The sequence below is a fragment of the Micromonospora sp. CPCC 206061 genome (genome assembly GCF_036906915.1).
Classification (GTDB): domain Bacteria; phylum Actinomycetota; class Actinomycetes; order Mycobacteriales; family Micromonosporaceae; genus Phytohabitans.
The window spans coordinates 16,128-33,200 of record NZ_JBAKHX010000084.1 but is presented as its reverse complement, the minus strand read 5'-3'; the positions used below and the strand labels follow the sequence as shown (position 1 = coordinate 33,200).

The 17,073-nt window shown below is 68.1% G+C and carries 16 protein-coding genes; 12 read left to right on the top strand and 4 right to left on the bottom strand.

Annotation, left to right across the window (positions count from 1 at the left end; translation table 11 throughout):
- Nucleotides 1–137: 137 nt before the first annotated feature.
- Nucleotides 138–584: an ATP-binding protein gene (locus V6V89_RS34635; protein WP_334623799.1), complete on the bottom strand. Its 447-nt coding sequence runs from the start codon at nt 582–584 to the stop codon at nt 138–140.
- A gap of 106 nt (nt 585–690) precedes the next feature.
- Between V6V89_RS34635 and V6V89_RS34630 the strand changes: the two genes are divergently transcribed.
- From V6V89_RS34630 to V6V89_RS41945, 3 genes are all read left to right on the top strand, one after another.
- Nucleotides 691–900 carry a hypothetical protein gene (locus tag V6V89_RS34630; RefSeq protein WP_334623798.1) on the top strand — a complete coding sequence of 70 codons (210 nt, stop codon included), beginning with the start codon at nt 691–693 and terminating at the stop codon, nt 898–900.
- A 437-nt stretch (nt 901–1,337) separates the two neighbouring features.
- Nucleotides 1,338–2,243 carry a GNAT family N-acetyltransferase gene (locus tag V6V89_RS34625; protein WP_334623797.1) on the top strand — a complete coding sequence of 302 codons (906 nt, stop codon included), beginning with the start codon at nt 1,338–1,340 and terminating at the stop codon, nt 2,241–2,243.
- A 421-nt stretch (nt 2,244–2,664) separates the two neighbouring features.
- On the top strand, nt 2,665–2,967 hold the full coding sequence (locus V6V89_RS41945) for a transposase (RefSeq protein WP_442935281.1): 303 nt from the start codon (nt 2,665–2,667) through the stop codon (nt 2,965–2,967).
- 23 nt (nt 2,968–2,990) lie between these two features.
- Here the strand turns inward: V6V89_RS41945 and V6V89_RS34620 are convergent, their stop codons facing one another.
- Complete coding sequence (locus tag V6V89_RS34620) at nt 2,991–3,740, bottom strand: SDR family oxidoreductase (RefSeq protein ID WP_334623796.1); 750 nt, start codon at nt 3,738–3,740, stop codon at nt 2,991–2,993.
- Nucleotides 3,741–3,867: 127 nt separating this feature from the next.
- Here V6V89_RS34620 and V6V89_RS34615 point away from each other — a divergent pair, with 127 nt between their 5' ends.
- The 3 genes from V6V89_RS34615 (at nt 3,868) to V6V89_RS34605 (ending at nt 6,958) form a co-directional block, all read left to right on the top strand.
- Nucleotides 3,868–4,467 carry a TetR/AcrR family transcriptional regulator gene (locus V6V89_RS34615; RefSeq protein ID WP_334623795.1) on the top strand — a complete coding sequence of 200 codons (600 nt, stop codon included), beginning with the start codon at nt 3,868–3,870 and terminating at the stop codon, nt 4,465–4,467.
- 785 nt (nt 4,468–5,252) lie between these two features.
- Nucleotides 5,253–6,080: an alpha/beta hydrolase fold domain-containing protein gene (locus tag V6V89_RS34610; RefSeq protein ID WP_334623794.1), complete on the top strand. Its 828-nt coding sequence runs from the start codon at nt 5,253–5,255 to the stop codon at nt 6,078–6,080.
- Nucleotides 6,053–6,958, top strand: coding sequence for an RNA polymerase subunit sigma-70 (locus V6V89_RS34605; protein WP_334623793.1), 906 nt, complete (start codon nt 6,053–6,055; stop codon nt 6,956–6,958). Before V6V89_RS34610 ends, V6V89_RS34605 begins: the two co-directional genes overlap by 28 nt.
- An 893-nt stretch (nt 6,959–7,851) precedes the next feature.
- Here the strand turns inward: V6V89_RS34605 and V6V89_RS34600 are convergent.
- Entirely contained in the window at nt 7,852–8,388 is a 537-nt protein-coding gene (locus V6V89_RS34600; protein ID WP_334623792.1) for a hypothetical protein, read from the bottom strand.
- 101 nt (nt 8,389–8,489) lie between these two features.
- Here V6V89_RS34600 and V6V89_RS34595 point away from each other — a divergent pair, with 101 nt between their 5' ends.
- A complete protein-coding gene (locus tag V6V89_RS34595) occupies nt 8,490–8,729 on the top strand; it encodes a hypothetical protein (RefSeq protein ID WP_334623790.1) in 240 nt (79 codons plus the stop codon).
- 205 nt (nt 8,730–8,934) lie between these two features.
- Here V6V89_RS34595 and V6V89_RS34590 read toward each other — a convergent pair whose 3' ends face one another.
- Nucleotides 8,935–10,812 carry a DUF6461 domain-containing protein gene (locus V6V89_RS34590; protein WP_334623789.1) on the bottom strand — a complete coding sequence of 626 codons (1,878 nt, stop codon included), beginning with the start codon at nt 10,810–10,812 and terminating at the stop codon, nt 8,935–8,937.
- Between the two features lie 562 nt (nt 10,813–11,374).
- Between V6V89_RS34590 and V6V89_RS41940 the strand changes: the two genes are divergently transcribed.
- The 5 genes from V6V89_RS41940 to V6V89_RS34570 all read left to right on the top strand — a co-directional run bounded on the left by V6V89_RS41940 (nt 11,375) and on the right by V6V89_RS34570 (nt 17,061).
- Nucleotides 11,375–11,638: an SUKH-4 family immunity protein gene (locus tag V6V89_RS41940; protein WP_442935280.1), complete on the top strand. Its 264-nt coding sequence runs from the start codon at nt 11,375–11,377 to the stop codon at nt 11,636–11,638.
- 1,124 nt (nt 11,639–12,762) lie between these two features.
- Entirely contained in the window at nt 12,763–14,064 is a 1,302-nt protein-coding gene (locus tag V6V89_RS34585; protein ID WP_334623788.1) for a carbohydrate-binding protein, read from the top strand.
- 102 nt (nt 14,065–14,166) lie between these two features.
- Nucleotides 14,167–14,397 (top strand): hypothetical protein, encoded by a 231-nt coding sequence (locus tag V6V89_RS34580; protein WP_334623787.1) that lies wholly within the window; start codon nt 14,167–14,169, stop codon nt 14,395–14,397.
- 463 nt (nt 14,398–14,860) lie between these two features.
- Nucleotides 14,861–15,877 (top strand): hypothetical protein, encoded by a 1,017-nt coding sequence (locus V6V89_RS34575; protein WP_334623786.1) that lies wholly within the window; start codon nt 14,861–14,863, stop codon nt 15,875–15,877.
- A gap of 161 nt (nt 15,878–16,038) precedes the next feature.
- Entirely contained in the window at nt 16,039–17,061 is a 1,023-nt protein-coding gene (locus V6V89_RS34570) for an IS110 family transposase (RefSeq protein ID WP_334623785.1), read from the top strand.
- The last annotated feature ends 12 nt before the right edge of the window (nt 17,062–17,073 follow it).

Sequence of the window (17,073 nt, the reverse complement as noted above, 5' to 3'; positions counted from 1 at the left end):
ACAACAGCAAGATCACCACACCGCGGCAGCACAACAACCCGAATTCATCGGTGGATCAGGGCTTAGCGCTGCCCTGAGAATCAAAACCCAGGGGTTCACAACACGTGTCAAGCGCGTCGTCAACCGCCTGGGTTCAGTCACAAATCGGTCTGAGATTCGTTGACCTGTACCTCGCACCATCCCGAGCCGGTGCGGATACGCAATCGGTAGTCCTCGGCCGGGTCGGCGTGGATCACCGCGTTGCTGTACGCCTCGGTGATCGCGATCTGCACGGCCTCACGTTCATCGTCGCCAGCGTTGGCGAGGATGCCTCCGGCGAGATGCCGGGCCAGGGCGACTGTCCACGGTTCACGCGCCAACCGCACCTGGGCGTCGAGGTCGGCACCGGCCACCTGGTGCAGGAGGGCATCGACGGTGCGTGGGCCGGAATGCAGGTCCAGGCTGATCCGTCGCGGCCCACGCGAACGTGTTGAGCGTGGTGCGGCGGGCGGGGTCGGCGGCGAAGCTGTCGCAGGGCCTGCCGCCTCCATGCCGATCTCCATCCCGCTGTTGCGTGCGACGAACTTACCCAGTCTGCCGATCACGAAACCCGCACCCAGCATAGGCAATCCGTCGATGCTGGGCTGTCCACGAACCGGACCCCAATCGCGGATCATGAACCGGGCTGAACGAGCTGGCGAGGTGCTCAGTGTGGCCACCACCTACATTCACGACGACCTCGTCGTGGTCAGCGGTGGACACGATGCCACGGTGCAGGTCACCGCGGTCCAGACACACGACGTCTTCGTAGTCGACGTAGTCGACGTGGTGAACGCCGTCGCCGCAGGGGACGATGGCCGTATCTTCGTCGCAAGCGGCAGCTCGATCTTCAGCCTCGCGCCAACCACAGCGTTCAGATGAGGAACCGCCATCTGTGTCGGCGAGAAACCTCCCCGACACGGCCCTCAGAAGGGCGGGCACCAGGGCCAGGTCACAGCTATCGAAGCCGCCTTCGAGGCGGGTACCCTACACCGGCACGTGGTAGCTGTTTGTTACTGGCTGGAGCGTGGCGGCTTGTCGCCTGGGGCGGCCGGTCGTCAGGGCCTTGCTCGCGGGTTCGTGGGCCTTTGGTGCCGGAGATTTGTCGCTGCAGCTGCGCGGCCAGGGCAACCCATTGGCTGATCCGGGATCGCAACCGCGCACGGACAGCGGCTACTTGCGTCTTCGAACGCACGCTCAGCCGCAAGAGCGTGCCGCATTAGTCGCTCAGGAGGCCTCGCCTCGTCCAAACGTCGCCTGACCTCGGCTCATGAGAAAGTTGCTTGCAGGATCCGCTCGACGCGCCTTGGATAGCGACCGTGAGCATCGTGCTGAGGACGCCCGGAAGCGACGAGCTCGGGTCATTGGCCGCGGCAGTGGGTGCCTGGCAGCGAGACGGCGGACCAATCCACCTGCACCCGGGCGACCTGGGCTGGTACTCCATGAGAGGCCCCGAGGCAACGGCTCGTGCGCTCCGCGCCTGGTCACGCGACGGCGAGCTACTCGCCCTGGGGCTGCTCGACGGTCCGGACGGTCTCCTGCGGCTGGCCGTCGATCCCGACGTACGAAACGACGAACTGATTGCGCGGCAGCTCTGCTCCGACATCACGGACCCGGCACGCGGTGTACTGCCCGACGGCGAGGCGATCGTCGAGGGGCGCGGGGCAGCTGCCCTGGAGCGCATGATGCTGAGCAAGGGCTGGGAGCTCGGCGAACCGTGGACACCCCTGCACCATGACCTGTCCAACCCCGTGCCGGACACCCTTGTCACGAAGGCCGGTCTGCGCGTCGAGGTCATCGGACCTGACCACGCGGACACCTGGATGGAGGTGCACTGGTCAGCGTTCAAGGGCACCCCGTTCGGCGACGTTGAAAGGCGCGACGTCGTCGACTGGTGGTCGACGATGATGGACGGACCGTTCGCTGAGCGAGGTCGTAGCCTGGCCGTCCTCGACCCGGGCGGCCGGGCTGTCGCCATCGCCGGCGTCTGGTCGGCTGGCCGTGGCCGCCCCGGACTGATCGAGCCCATGGGAGTGCATCGCGACCACCGCGGCAAGGGCTATGGTGCCGCCGTCTGCGAGGCCGCAGCCTCCGCCTTGCGGCAGATGGGCTCCTCCAGCGCGATCGTGTGCGCCGAGACCTCCAACGTCGGTGCCGTGTCCACCTACACCGCGGCAGGCTTCACCGCACACCCTCCCGTACCGGACCTGCTTCGACAGTGCTGAGGCTCACCCACGAAGGCCGGCGCAGCAGGGGTAAACGCCCATCGGCAGAAGCGCGCGCTTCCGGTGCAGCACCCTGTTCTCACACGAGATCACAGAACCGCCGGCAAGCTGGACCCACGCAGCGCCTGCCTCAGCCGGGCATTCCAAGGGGGCTGTCAAGTTAAGAGCCTGGTAAATAAGGGTTTGGGGGGCCGGCGGGCGGGCACGAGATCGATTACGCGCCCGTGCCCGGCGTGGTGGCGCGACATGGGCAAGGGCCTTCGGATACGAGCAAAGCCGACTAAACCAGCACGACCGAAGGCCCAACCCTGTCTGCATACCTTGTCGCCGGCGTCGCCGCACCTGCCCCTCCGGCTACCGTTTACGACCACCTGCCCACCACCCAGCCACGGCACTACCCGTCCGACACTACCGACGCCGAATGGCGGATCCGTGCCCCGCACATCCCGGCCGGAACCGGGCGTGGACGCCCGATCACCTACCCCCGCCGCGACGTCGTGGACGCGATCCGCTACCTCGACCGGCCGGCTGCCAATGGGACGCGCTGCCCGCCGACTTCGCTCACCACAAGTTCGTCTACCACTACTTCAAAACCTGGGCCCGCGACGGCACGTTGAACCGCATGCACAACGCGGGGTGGTGCGCGGGATTCGCGCACCACCCCATCACCGCTCGTTGCTGCACACCTGTCCAGTGGAGGTGTCTACCAGGCTCGAACTGGTAGCGATGTGCTGGGCCACGGGCGGATCAGGCTCCGAAGCCGCTGAGCATAGCCAGGGTCTGGTCGTAGGCGCCGGTGGCCTCGGCATGGCGGATGGACTTGGCACGCTCGACAACGATTTCCTTGGCGTCGGGCTGGGCGTGCAGCAGGGTCATGGTCTCGGTGAGGAACTCGTCCAGCGGCATGGCGTACTCGCTGTCCTGCTGGCCGAGAAGGGTTGTTCGGACCGCCGGCGGAGCCACTTCAATGACCTGCACGGGCGTGCCGGCGAGCTGGACACGCAGGCTCTCGGTGAACGAGTGCAGCGCCGCCTTGGTCGCGCTGTAGGTCGGGGTGATCGGCAGCGGCACGAACGCCAGGCCGGAGGTTACGTTCATGACGACCGCATCCTCCTGGGCCGCCAGCAGGGGCAGGAACGCGTACGTCATCCGGATCGTGCCGAGCAGGTTGGTGGTGACGTGCTCCTCCGCGATCGCCAGACAGCCGGGATCGAGCAGGTTCTCCCGCTGCATGATGCCCGCGTTGTTGACCAGAACGTTGAGCTGCGGATGCGTGGACGCCAGGCTGCGGGCGGCGCCGGTGATCGAGGCGGGGTCGCTGACGTCCAGGACGAGGGACTCGATACCAGGGTGCTCGGTGGTGATCTTGTCGAGCAGTTCTTTGCGCCGGCCGGCGACGATCACGGTGTTGCCGGCCTCGTGCAGGCGCAGGGCCAGGCCGTGGCCGATACCGGAAGTGCCGCCGGTGATCAGGATTGTGTTGCCGGTGGTCTTCATGGAATGCGCTTCCTCGCCGCAGGATATGGTGGACTCAAGCGGACAATTGTCCACTCCGTCAACCAACGTACCGGACAGGTGTCCGCTTAGCAAGATCGGCTCGGCCGTTGGTTCGGGAAGGAGAAGGGTGCCGGAGCAGAAGGCCGCACCGCTGCGCTCGGACGCGCAACGCAATCGCAGCCGCATTCTGAAAGTGGCCGTGGCGGAGCTCACCCGCTCGGCGGACACCCCGTTGAGCGTGATCGCGAAGAAGGCCGGTGTAGGACAGGGTACGTTCTACCGTCACTTCCCCGACCGGGAGACACTGGTGCTGGAGATCTATCGCCACGAGATGCACCAGGTCGCCGACCGCGCCGCCGAACTGCTGAAGACACGCCCGCCGGATCAGGCTCTGCGGGAGTGGATGGACCATCTTGCCCGGTTCGCCGTCACCAAGGCTGGCCTCGCGGAGGCGATGCGTCAGGTCACCAGCGCACCAGGAAGCCCGGGCAAACCGGCACACGCCCCGGTGACGGCCGCGGCCGAACTGCTGCTCCGCGCCAACGCGCAGGCCGGCACCATCAAACCCGGAGTCACCGCGGACCACCTCTTCCTCGCCGTCGCCGGCCTCTGGCACCTCGACAACCGCACGGATTGGCAACCGCGCCTCACCTGGCTGCTGGACCTTGTCATGGACGGACTCCGCGCGGGGGGAACGCAAGCCTGGGACTCTACAGATATCGGCTAATCGACCTGGGTGGACTGTTCGGCGTCGAACTCGACGGCGACTGTGTACGGTCCAATGACGACCGGATCCTGTCGTACGTGAGCGCGGCCGCCTCCTTGGCGGCGGCCCAGATGTCGGCGGCGGCGCGGGTCGGCGTACGGCCGCATACCGCGACACATGGTCCTTGACGGCGACCTTGAGCGCCGAGCGCGTCCGCGCAGGCGATGGACAAGAAGATCAGCCGTCGTGGAGTGATTGCGGCCACTGGCGCCGGCGCCGAGCCTGGTAGCGCTCAGCGTGATCGATCACCTCGGACGGGATGCCGGCCTCTTGCCAGCTTCGGCGCCATTGGCCAACTGGTGGCGCATCGAGCCAGACTCCATGGACACCAACGAAGCGACGTGCGCGCTTACTCAAACCCGTCGGCGGCTCGCGAAAACCGACCATCGCCGCATGCCATCGGCGGTATTGCCGATCATGACACCGGAGCGCCGTCTGACCCTGCTGTTGTGCCGATCGCGACTTTCGGCGCGGCGGCGGGCCGCCGCACTGTCATGCCGCGATGCGGTCGCTACTGAACGCCACGGCCAGCTATGCCGGGGTCAGGCGTTCGGTGAACGTCGCCCAGTCGCAGGCGCCGTCGCTGTCGCGGTCGCGGTCGCGCCGGTTAGTGCCAGTGCGATGAGACTAAGGGGCACCCGGGAACTGTCCGGCGATGCCGGTGCGGCGATGTCCCAGAGAGCGTGCGATACACACTGCGGAGTGCGCCGCGATTCCTTTCGGGTACGTCGGCGGTCGGTACTGACATGGATGCGATCAGGGAGATGTACGCCCGTTGGGCCGCTGGGGACATGGGCGAGGACGACCAGTGGGGCGACGTGACGGCCGAGCCGCGCGGTCTGGACTACGCGGAGGTGTCGGCGGACGGTGTGCCGGCGATGTGGCTCGTCCCGCACGGTGCCGACCCGGACGCGGTGATCGTTGCGCTGCACGGTGGCGGCTTCGTGGGAGGGTCGCTGTACACCCATCGCAAGATGTACGGGCACCTCGCGAAGGCGGCCGGTGTACGGGTGCTGCTGGCGACCTACCGGCTCGCCCCGCGGTTCCGCTACCCGGCGCAAATGGAGGACGCGGTCACGGCGTACCGGTGGGCGGCGGCGTGCACCCGGACGGTGGCGCTGGCCGGTGATTCCTCCGGCGGCGGCCTGGCCGTGCAGGTCGCCCTGCGCCAGCCCGACGCGGCCGCGCTGCTGCTGCTGTCGCCGTGGATCGACATGGACCCGGCGCAGACTGCGACCTCGTACGAGGAGAACGCCGCCACCGACCTGTTCTTCACCCGGCCGATGGTGCAGGGTCTCATTCAGCAGTACCTGCCGGAGGGGATCAGCGGCCTGGCGCCGGAGGTCAACGCCTTCCACGCCGACCTGTCCGGGCTACCGCCGGTGTACGTGCAGTGCGGCGGCGACGAGAGCGGGCGGGGGGACAGCGAGCGCCTCGCGAAGCTGACCGGCGCCCGGCTGGACGTCTTCGACGGGCAGCTGCATACGTTCCAGATGGCCGCCGGGCGGGCACCGGTTGCCGACGAGGCGATCGGGAGGCTGGCCGCATGGGTGCGTCCGAAGCTGGAGCTCTGACCGAGGCGTTCGAGCGGGAACGCCGGGGGTTGTTCGCCCACGCGTACCGGATGCTCGGCGCCTATCACGAAGCAGAGGACGTCGTGCAGGACACCTACGTGCGGGCGCTGCGGGGGTGGGAGACCTTCGAGCGGCGTTCGTCGGTGCGCACATGGCTCTACCGGATCGCCACGAACGTCTGCCTGAACGTGATCGAGGGCCGCGGGCGGCGCGTACGCTCATTCGGCCTCGCTCCGGACGATCTCGCTGAAGGCCAGTTCGGTCCGTGGCTCGAGCCGTTCCCGACGGACCCGGCCGACCTGGTGACCGCGCGGGAGAGCGTGCGGCTCGCCTTCGTGGCCGGGTTGCAGCACCTCACCCCCCGGCAGCGTGCCGTTCTGCTGTTGCGGGAGGTGCTGGTCTTCTCCGCGGCCGAGACCGGCGAGGTGCTGGGCATGTCGGTGCCGGCCGTGAAGAGCGCCCTGCAGCGGGCCAGGGCGCGGCTCGACGAGGCGGCACCGGCCCGCGACGACGTGCTGGACGCCACCTCGCCCCGGGCCCGGGAACTGCTCGCCAGGTACATGGCGGCGTGGGAGACGTCCGACGCCGACGCCTTTCGCGAGGTGCTGCGCGTGGACGCGGCCATCGAACCGGTCGGCTCGGGGACCTCGTACGCCGGTCGTGAGGCATGCCTCGCCTTCGCGACGCCGTCAATGGGCCCCGCGGGTGCATGGCGAATGGTGGCGACCGAGGCCAACGGCCAGCCCGCCGCAGTGGCGTGGTTCCACGGCGAGCCCTACGGCGTGGCGGTGCTGACCGTCGCCCAAGACGGGATCGTCGCCATCACGCTCTTCGGCGACCCGACGCTGGCCAAAACCTTCACACCAAGGCTTGAGTGACGAGCCACCTGCGCGAATGAAATCCCCACCACTTACCGCCGCCCCGAACCTTTCCTCGAGGCATTCGGACGACCCACTTTGCCGAATGCGCACATCTGCCGCCGAGCGGGCGTTGCTGCACGTCAAGGAACCCAGCCCTAGGTGGAGCGTGTCGTCACGGGCAGGACGGCGCACCACACCGGGAACGGCGATGGCGACTGCGTCTTCGGCATGTTCGCGTCCGCGGCTCCATCGGTGACGTCGACTAGCCCGCTACATGAGACGGCACCTGGCTCCGGGTCCACAGTGGCCATGCGCACAACCTCGACAGGATCGCTGACTCCGCGCGTTCGTGGGGCATCGCCCGAAGGTACCGGGAGCGCCCAGAGCGGATCATCGAGCGGAGAACTGATCATAATCACGTGTGCAGCAGCCGCCCGGCGGCACTGGCCGCAAGGTCGGGTGTCCGTTCTATGCCGCTGGTCGGGCGCTCGGCTTTGGATGTCGGTCAGGGATGGTAGGCATCCCAGCACGATGCCGAACCAGTCGCTCTGGGCCAGCGCGTGCCCGGGAGTGAAGTAGGTAGAGCCCAGCAGGGCCGGTGAAGATCGTGACCAGGATCGAGATCTGGATGCGTGGCCTGATCACGATGCGGCTCATGGCCGGACAAGCAGGTCGTCGGCGAGGACGGCAAGCGGTACAGCGTGGTGAGCTACGCCCTGGATGACGGTGATGGCCGGGTTCGTGTGGTCGTGGCTGTCGACGACGGCGGCCGGTCCGCGTGGTCGCCGCTGTGCCGAGACGAGATCATGCGCCCGGACGGATCGTTGCCCGATTGACCCGTTCGCACGCTGGCCGGCGGCGCCGTTACTCGGTACCGGCGCCCCCGCCCCACGGTGAGCAGGTCATCTCGTTCATCGGATCGCGACCAGACGGTCCGCCGGGCGGCGCAGCAGCCGACGAGGGCTGATGCCGGTCTTGCCCAACACCCGGCCGGTGTCCTGTAGGCACCACATGGTGGCCGCGACGCGGCCGCCACGCAACCATTCGTGCCGCACGACCGGACGCTCCAGTTGGCGTACCAGCCAGTCGGCGGCCCAGGCTGCGTACTGCCCGGCGGTCGCTTGGATACCCACGACGGTGAGGTCTTCGGGGTCGTTGCCGTCGTGGTCGTCCATCAGGTAGTCATCGCCCCAGACGCCGTGCAACGCCTGGCCGTACGGGCCGCCGGTCCAGTAGGCGATCTGAAGGGTGCGTCGCGGGATCGTGACCTTCGGGACCTGTACGTCGACGTACAGCGGCGCCAGCCACCGCTGCGATGAGGTGTCCTGCGGGGACAGCCCGTCGACGTGCCAAGTAGTGGCCCTTTGACGTAGGCCCTCCAGGAACGCGGTCTCTTGATCGTTACGACCGGTCTCGGCCGCAAACCACACCATGGACGTGTCAGTCACCACCTGATCATGCCGTCGAGACCGCGGCCGGATTCAACTCGTTACCAGCAATCGACCTATGCACACCATTCAGGACACCAAGATCAAATCCAGACACGATCGTGACGTCCCGAGCGGCCGACTGCACCAGCGACCCGGTGGCGATCGCCGAATGGTTGGCCAGCAGGAACCGCCTCGACCTGGTGGACGGCTACGGACGACGGTTCAGGGCCCGCCACGCCGGGACCGGTGACCGCTGGGACCGCGGTGCGGACACGGCCAGAAACGGGTACCCCAACCCGAACCCTGGTGACCTCGTGATGTCGATGGGCTGGTCAATCACCACCCTCACCACCGGCTAAAGCTGTCCGAGCCCTGAAGGCCCAACGGTCTGCCCGAGCAGGCAAACCGTTGGGCCAACACCTGCATCACCAGCACACCAGCCCATCCGCAGCCGTGAGTGCTGCCGGGACACTGTCGTGCCGCTGCGTAGCGCGGTGCGTTTCATCGACGCCGGGTAGGCAGCCGAGCTGGCCAAGCTGCGCGGCCGCGGCCAGCGACCGGGCGTCAGGTTGCCGTGATCCGGTATCCGATGTCAGCGGCCTCGATTTGGGCCAGGTCGTCGGCGGTAATGCCACGGCCGGTGAAGCGCTCGACCGCCACCAGGCCCTTGCCCGTACGGCTGCCCATCTCGCCGAAGTCGAGCCCGTCGAGCGCGGCGGCGACCGTATCCGGCACGTCGAACTGCGCACCCCAGGGTTCGAACGCGGCCAGCAGCTCACCGCCCTCTGCGAAGGACAGCCGGGTCAGAGCATTGACGTTCCAGTACCAACTCGCCGCCCGCCCCCACCGCGACGCGCCGCACAGAACCGACGCCTGAGCGCCCTGGTAGCCGTTGTACTCCACGGCGAGTACCGCGTCTGCGGTGTCCAGCACGGCCACCCAGGGATCGATGGATCCCCGGTTGCGCAGGTTGTCGGCGATCTCACGTATCGGCTCGGGCCGTGCCGGGTCGGCGCCGAACGCCTTCAGAACCTGCTCTGCCGTCGCTGCGGTGACCACGGTGACTGTCGCGGCCACCGCCAGGGTGCTGTCGCGGACCCACCGGTAGGCCTTTTCGGGCCGGTGCCGCGGCGGCGGCTCGGGCTCGCCGCGCAACCGGTGACCGAGCCGGTCGGTGCGCCGGTGCACCACCTGCGGCGCGGCCGTCGCCTGCCAGACCACCAGGTCGTAGGCCTCGGATGCGGCGTCCTGCTCGTCGCGGCCGGTCGCGCTGACCCGCAGCCGGTACTCGCCGGGCCACGGCGGTGCCTGCTTGCTGAACCGCCCGTCTGCCTCGCCGTCGGCGCCGACCACGGACGCACGACCGGCGGCCGCGCGCCAGCTGACCTCGACGACCTCCTCCCAGCCCGCCTCGACGGCGGGCGGCGGCTCGGCCAGCACGCGAAGCATCACCGACACTCTGCCGCTCTCGACGCCGGTGCGCACGACGACGCCACCGTCCACAACGGACGCCAACCCGTTGGCGGCGAAGTTCACCACGTCGGGAACCGCACCTTCGGTCAGCGCGAACCGGTGCCCGGACACCATCACCGAGCCAGCCGTGTGGCGAGGCAGCATGTACTCGGCTCGTACCTTCGTCAGCACCGCTGCCGCGTACCCGGCAGGCATCGGAGCCTCGCCCAGCAGCAACGTCGCGGCGCCGAGGGCGACTCCTACGACGGCGGCTGACCGGTCGACCAGGGGCGGTAGCCTCAGCTGACTCAGGACCGCGCCCGCCGTGGTCACCGTCAAAGCCAGGTACGCCCGGCCGTGCTCGGCGGCGATCGTCGGCTCGTCCATGGCGTCCGGCCGCACCGTGAGCAGCTCACTGACCGTGGTGACGGCGGCCAGGCGCCGGGACACCGATGTCACCAGGTCTGCTGCGCCGGGGTACAGCCGGTCCACAAACGACGAGGCCTTGACCGCGTCGCTCTGTTCGCTGGCCTCAATGAAGCCGAACTGGCCCGCCGGCGGGTCGCCGACGTACGGCGACATGTCCGGGAGGTCCGGGTACTTCAGGCCCGCCACCGTCAGCTCCAGCGCGCCGAGCAGGCGCTCGACCACCAGCGTCGGCAGCGTACCAAGAGCGTCCACTGTGGCCGAATCGCCAACCGGACGGACGGCGACGTAGCCAGCCGGCATCGGCGATGCCGCGCCAGGCTTAGGTTGGGGCGCGCCGGGTGGTGGTGCGGGCATCGCTCGGACGCGGCGGCTGGCCGCCGGCCGGCGCAACCTTTGGACCATCCGCGCAGTAGAGCCTAAGCCCAGGCCTGCGTCGGGCGGCGCGGCCATCCGTCCCAACACCGCCGCAGGCGTCGCCGGAATCCGGCCCACGATTACCCGCATCGCCGAGGCGACCGGCGCGGCCAGCCGCGCCACCACCACGTCAGGAACCTCACCCATGATGCCGGCCATCGTAGAGGGCCAGCCGGGCCGGCGCTGCTCTCTCAACGGCCGCCCACGGGCTGGTGCAGATCAACGACACCCGGGGTGACCGAGGCGGTGTGGGTTTCGAATCACCCCACAGATCAGTTGGCGACACCTGCCGCGCTCCCAAGAAGACAGCGCGGTCTTGCGCTGGCTGGCCTATTCGTTCCCTGCCTTGAGCTGGCCACAATGGCCGAGCACGCTACCGCGATGAGCGCGACCACTGTCGTGTGCCAGATACCCCGCCGGTCCTGGCCGCGACTCCAGTTCACCCTGCCCTCGTCCGTCAGCGTGGCGCTGGTCGACCAGAACGCCAAGCTCTCGACGCAGAGGGTCAGTCCCTCGTTGGTCCAGCCTCGGATCAAGTCTGGCTGTATCGCTTGGCGGCGGGGCGCGGACGACCTCATCGTTACTGCCCGTTGTGGCTGATGTAGTTCGGTCTTGCCGGCGACGCACGGAAGTAGCCGATGAGCGTGTGTGATGTGGCCTGGATGTCACGGCGTACGCCCGCGCTGCGCTCGGGCTAGTCTCGTCGACCATGACGGCAAGCGATCTTCCGACTCCTCCGGTCTTCAGCGCGCTTGAGGCTTGGGCCGGAGCGGGCCGAGTCGTCCGTGCCGCCGCATCGGACGTGGCCGCCTGGCGACTCCCGGAACAGCAAAAAGCGGCGCTGGTCTCGTGCGGCGTGCCGTCTTTGTCCCCACTACCGCGCCTAGAGTGCCTTCGTCCGGATTCTTGCCTGGCCAATCCAGGCGGAGGGCGCCGAGTATCAGCAGATCAGGGCGGCCGTCACCGACCGTAGTCGCCCGGCCGGCGGTCGCTCGTAGCCAGAATCCAGATTCCCGGCATGGAATCCGTCCAGGGTCGCCGGCACTCCGAGCACCCACGGAGCACCCACGGAGCACCCACCGACCCACCGGTCGCTCCGCCCATACTTCGACACGAATCGATTGACACTTCGCTGCGTCGTCGGCACACTCGTGACACGAACGCGGGCCGAACTGGGAGCGCTCACAAGTGACTATGAACCTAACCGACCAGCTTGAGGCGCTGACTTCATCGATGATGACCCCCGATGTCCGGGCCAGGTTGTGAGCCCTCACAGGTCCGCGTCGCGTTCGCCCACGTCCGTCTGGCCCTCGTTCACCGGGGTCGGTCGGAGGGCGCCTACGCGACGAGGACCGTTTGGATCATCATGCGAAGGCGAGCTCTTGCCGTTTCGTTGTGACTGCAGCGGTGGTCAGTATCGACGACAGCGCGGCTCCGTCCCGCATTGTCGACCAGCCGCTGCGGCGGCACCTAGTCGGGAGCAGCCAGTGGCCGGGTGGCTTCGGACGAATGCCAGGATCACAAGCCGGGGGCCACGATTTCGACCAACCCGGCAAACCTCGACACTTGCCGGCTACGCAGTAGCTCCGAGTACGCGCTGGGCGCCAGCCGCAAAGCCACGGATTCTTCCAAACCCATCACCCACGCGGAGTCCGACGCTCTGGGAGCCACGTAGCGCACCCGCACCGTGGGCATCAGCCGGCCGAGGTCGTACAACTTCCCAGACCCGTACGTGCGGCACCTCAACTTCTACGTGCGGACCGGCCCGAACGCCGGCTCGGCCACCGACGCACAGTGGCGGATCGCGCTCCCCCTGGCGAACCATGCCAGCGGCTACGTATCGGTCGGCTACCTGGTGACTTGCTGCGGACCGTCGACAACGATTCCGTCCTCGCCCGAAGCGACGGCAGCAGAGGTTCGCCGCGTCCGCGACCCGCCCTCGGTCACCAGGGTTGTTGCCGCCGCCGTCCCGTCCTTCAGTCGTACAGCGCTCCCGACCCCTCCGAACCATCAGCTAGTCCCGTCGACAGCTGTGGTCGCAAACAGCACCTACATCCACGCGTTCACAACGCCCCACCACCAGGAGGCATCATGTCGATGCGCCGACGTACCTTTCTGATGAGCGCTGCCGGCGCGGCGACCTTGGGAGGCTTATCCCTGCTCGGTACCTGGCAGGCGAACGCCACTGAAACCCGGCCCCTGCGGACGGCGCCGACCACCCCGTTCGCCGTGGGTGTGCGCCAGTACAACTGGATGCGTGGCTCCCGCCAGGTAACCACCATGGTGTACTACCCCGCTACCGGCTCCGCCGGCGGCAGGCCGATCACCAACGCACCCGTCGCCCCGGGCGTCTTCCCCGTCTGCGAGTACACACACGGCAGTGGCGCCAGCCCGAATGGCGCCCTGGACCACATCCGCCCGCTGGCCGCGGCGGGCTTCATCGTCCCGGCCCCCGTCTTCACCAGTGCCAGCATCGGCGATACGTACAACGGCAACCTGCCCAGGGACGTCTCGGAAGTCATCACCCGGACGCTGGCCCTGAACACCGGCAGTGACCCGTTGGCCGGCCACATCGACACAGCGGCCGGCGTCGGCGTGTCCGGCTACTCCATGGGCGGCATGACAACCCATGCGCTGCTCACCGCCTTCCCCGACTCCCGCATCACGGTGGCGGTCCCGATGGCCTGCGTGGACATGGGTAACCCGAGCAGCACGGTCAAGGCCAAGGTCCTGTTCATGCATGGCGACCGGGACCCCGTCTGCCAGTACTCCTCGGCCCGCCAGGCCTACGCCGAACTGCCCCCGGCCAAGGCCTTCCTCACCTTCATCGGTGCGGACCACACCGCCACTTGGGGCAACACCAACGCCGTGGCCGTCAGGACCTGGCTCGACTGGATGCGTTGGACCATGTACGGCGACCTCGCCGCCCGCGACCGCCTTCCGTCCGACGCGGCCGGCTCCAACACCAGGTGGGAAGCCAACCTGGGCCCGACGCAGCCGCCGACGACACCGCCGCCGGCGGGGCAGCGCTACGAGGCGGAAACCCCGCCGGCGGTGTGCCAGGGCACGATCGATTCCAACCACGCCGGCTTCTCCGGCAGCGGATTCTGCAACGGCACCAACGCGGTCGGCGCCTACTCCCAACTCACGGTGAACGCGGCGGCGGCGGGCACGGCCACGCTCGGCGTCCGCTTCGCCAACGGCGGCGGCGCGCGGCCGGCGAACCTGGTCGTCAACGGATCCACGGTGGCGACGGTGTCGTTCGAGAGCACCGGCGCCTGGACGGGATGGTCCACCAAGACCCTGACCGCGGTGATGAACGCCGGCAGCAACACCGTCCGGTTGGTTCCGACCACGGCAGCCGGACTACCGAACATCGACTTCATCCAGGTTGGGTAGTCGTCGGACTGCCCGATGTACGTCTCAGCGGTGTGCCAAGTGCGCGACGTTGACGCCGTGATGGTCGCGTAAGAGTTCTCGCAGGCTGTTAAGCGATCTGGTGTGTTTGGCGAGGTCGTCGTCCAGTTGGATGGCCTGTTTCCAAGTGTTGTCGTCGGTCGCGGCTTGGGCGAGGTGTTGCAGCAGGCGTTGGCCGTCAACGACTTGGTAGAGGTGGCGCTGCAGTGCCGGCCAGCGGGTGATGATCTCGGCGTGGATGACGAGGTGGCAGGCTCGTTGGACCTGCGCGTTGTCGTCGTGGAGGGGGCGAGGCGGTCGAAGAGGCGTTGGTAGAGCTGCCAGACGTTGAGCAGGCGTTTTTGTTTCGCGGCTGGAGCGTTGGGGTTGTGTGGCCAGGCGTTGGCTGATGAGGGCAATGATGTTGGACTAGGCCGGTCTCCGGGTACCCGCTGCCTTGTGCTCGCCGACTGCCTTGCACCAGACTGTTTGCCGCAACGCCCTTTCGCGGGTGTTTGCGAGCTTTGGACAAGCTGGTGGGCTGATGACCCGGCGACGGCCCATCGCGTCGCGGAGGATCGTCGGTGTCTGGAGTTGACGGATGCGCACTCGGTCCGCCCTCGCGGCTTGCGTTGCTGGCGTAGTCATGGCTGGCTGTAGCGGTTGCGGCGCGACCCGCTCCGACGACAGGCCGGAGCGAAAAGACCCCTGTGCGGCGACGGCGGGCCAGCCGCCGATCGAGGATCCGCCGTCGCCGGAAGCGTCGGGGCGATGGGGCGTCGAGGCGAGTGCCGCGTCGATGAAGGAGCTGAGTTTCACCGATATCGATGTCATCGATGAGAATCACGCCTGGGCGGTAGCGCGTCCCCAATCCGACTACTCCCACCCGATGGCGTTGGCCCGATGGGACGGCGTGAGCTGGCGCGTGCAGCCGGTCCGGGAGTGGCTTCAGGAGTCCCACGGCGTTCCCGTGAGAATCGAGGCCGTGGCACCGGACAAGGTCTGGGTCAGCTCGATCGGTAGCATCCGGCAGTGGAACGGAACGAGTCTGGAGGCGGTGGACATCCCTGCCCGGCAGGGCGAAAGCCCGGATACGATCAACCGCAACTACTGGGACGTGGAAGCGTGGAACCCGGACGATGTGTGGGTTCTGGTCCGGCAGAGCGGTGTCGGTGGGGCGAACGCCTTCGCGGTGCGCCACGTCGGCGGCGGCTGGTGCTGGACCGAGATGCCGGGCTTCGCACCGAACAAGGTGCCCACCCGGCTGGGAGTGATCGCGGCGAACGAGGTGTGGGCGGTGGGTACCGTCTACAGCGGTGCTGACGGTAGGCCGTTGGAGCCTCTGATGGCGCAGTGGACCGGCGGGCAGACCTGGCGCCGGGTCCAACCACCGCAACTGACGCCAGCCGCCGAGCTGCTGGCTGTCGGCGGCACTCCCGGCGACGTCTGGGTGGTCGGCGCCGCAGACGACCATCCCTTCGCCATCCGGTGGAACGGCGTGGAATGGTCTGTCGTGGACGTTCCCCGGCTAAGGGGTCACCTCAGTGCGGTCGCGTCCGACGGCCACGGCGGCGTCTGGGTCGTCGGACAGAAACTGCCCCCGCGGCAGTTCAGCGGCGGGACCGCCTACCTCCTGCATCGAGGCAAGGACAGCACCGCCTGGACGACCGTCCCCAACCCGGCCGGCTCCAGCAACGAGTTCAACGACATCGCCAACATCCCCGGTACCAGCGACATGTGGGCGGTCGGCGGGAAACTGAAGGACGAGTACCTGAAAGAGTCCGGCCTCGCCATCCGGTACCACGCCCCGAAATAGCCCCGCCCGCGATCTTGCAGTTTGGTGTCCCGGAAACGGGCGTTCCTCGGGACAGCGAGCGTCCCCATCGGACAACGATCGGTGTCCATGGCGAGTGTAGACACGTCCCAGCCGGTGACCACGACTGTAGGGCCTCGCGGCTGATAGCAGCTTGTCGAGCCGTGACCTGCGGCTATCCGCCGATTCTCGAGCTCATCCCCGGTGGGGCGAAGAAGTTCCTCACCCGCGGCCAGGCCAGCTACCTGCTGCGCACCGCGCCGGCGCCAGTAGGCATCCTCGCCCAGACCCGCCACCAACTCGCCCGCGAACTCATCGACGAACTGGCCATGATCGACACCAAGATCCGGGCCGCGGACAAGCGACTGCGCCAGCTCGTCACCGCGACCGGCAGCTCCTTGGCCGAGCTCAACGGGATCGGCCCTTCCGGAGCCGCCCGGCTCATCGGCGACATCGGTAACATCGCCCGGTTCGCCACCGCCGCGCACTTCGCATCCTGGAACGGCACCGCCCCGATCGAGGCATCCTCCGGCGACCAAAAACGCCACCGACTCTCCCGGGCCGGCAATCGACGCATCAACCGAGTCCTGCACATCATGGCCGTCGTGCAACTACGGCACGACACCCCGGGTCGCGCCTACTACCAGCGCCGTCTGGCCGAGGGCAAGACCACGATGGAAGCGCTCCGCCCCCGGCTGTCGATCGGGATCGGCGCCGGCAATCCCGGCGGTGGCACGTTCCACGCGATCGTCTTCGCGAACGAGGACGGCCACGCGTTCTCGCTCACCGACGAGCCGTTCGAGCGGGTACCGCAGGGCGGTCGGGACCTGACCGCGGCGCAGGCGCGCGCCCACGAGGACCTGCCGTTCGTCTGGTGGGTCACCGACCACGTCATGCAGCACGATCGACGAGCCTGGTGGATGCGGCATTGGCTGCTGGGCACCACCTGCATCCAGACCCCCGAGGTCTTCGAACGCCACGAGCCCGTCCTACTGGTCAGTCATGACGCGGACGACGGGATCTGGCAGCTGATCGGCGCCTCCGACGCGGACGGCAGTGCCGGCAAGGTCGGACACCTGCACCACGCCGTGGACGAGGACCCCAGCCTGATCGACGTTCTTGACCTACCGCCCGGGCGTAGCGCGGTACGCGCCGGCGTCGAAGAACCTTGGAGCAGCCGCCTCTAACCCGCAATCGAA

Bases quoted from the DNA above. Each gene is read 5' to 3' on its own strand.
- V6V89_RS41945 (WP_442935281.1), top strand. From the start codon at position 2,665: ATGGCGGATCCGTGCCCCGCACATCCCGGCCGGAACCGGGCGTGGACG.
- V6V89_RS41940 (WP_442935280.1), top strand. From the start codon at position 11,375: ATGACGGCAAGCGATCTTCCGACTCCTCCGGTCTTCAGCGCGCTTGAG.
- V6V89_RS34575 (WP_334623786.1), top strand. From the start codon at position 14,861: ATGAAGGAGCTGAGTTTCACCGATATCGATGTCATCGATGAGAATCAC.
- V6V89_RS34585 (WP_334623788.1), top strand. From the start codon at position 12,763: ATGCGCCGACGTACCTTTCTGATGAGCGCTGCCGGCGCGGCGACCTTG.
- V6V89_RS34620 (WP_334623796.1), bottom strand. From the start codon at position 3,740: ATGAAGACCACCGGCAACACAATCCTGATCACCGGCGGCACTTCCGGT.
- V6V89_RS34605 (WP_334623793.1), top strand. From the start codon at position 6,053: ATGGGTGCGTCCGAAGCTGGAGCTCTGACCGAGGCGTTCGAGCGGGAA.
- V6V89_RS34590 (WP_334623789.1), bottom strand. From the start codon at position 10,812: ATGGGTGAGGTTCCTGACGTGGTGGTGGCGCGGCTGGCCGCGCCGGTC.
- V6V89_RS34610 (WP_334623794.1), top strand. From the start codon at position 5,253: ATGGATGCGATCAGGGAGATGTACGCCCGTTGGGCCGCTGGGGACATG.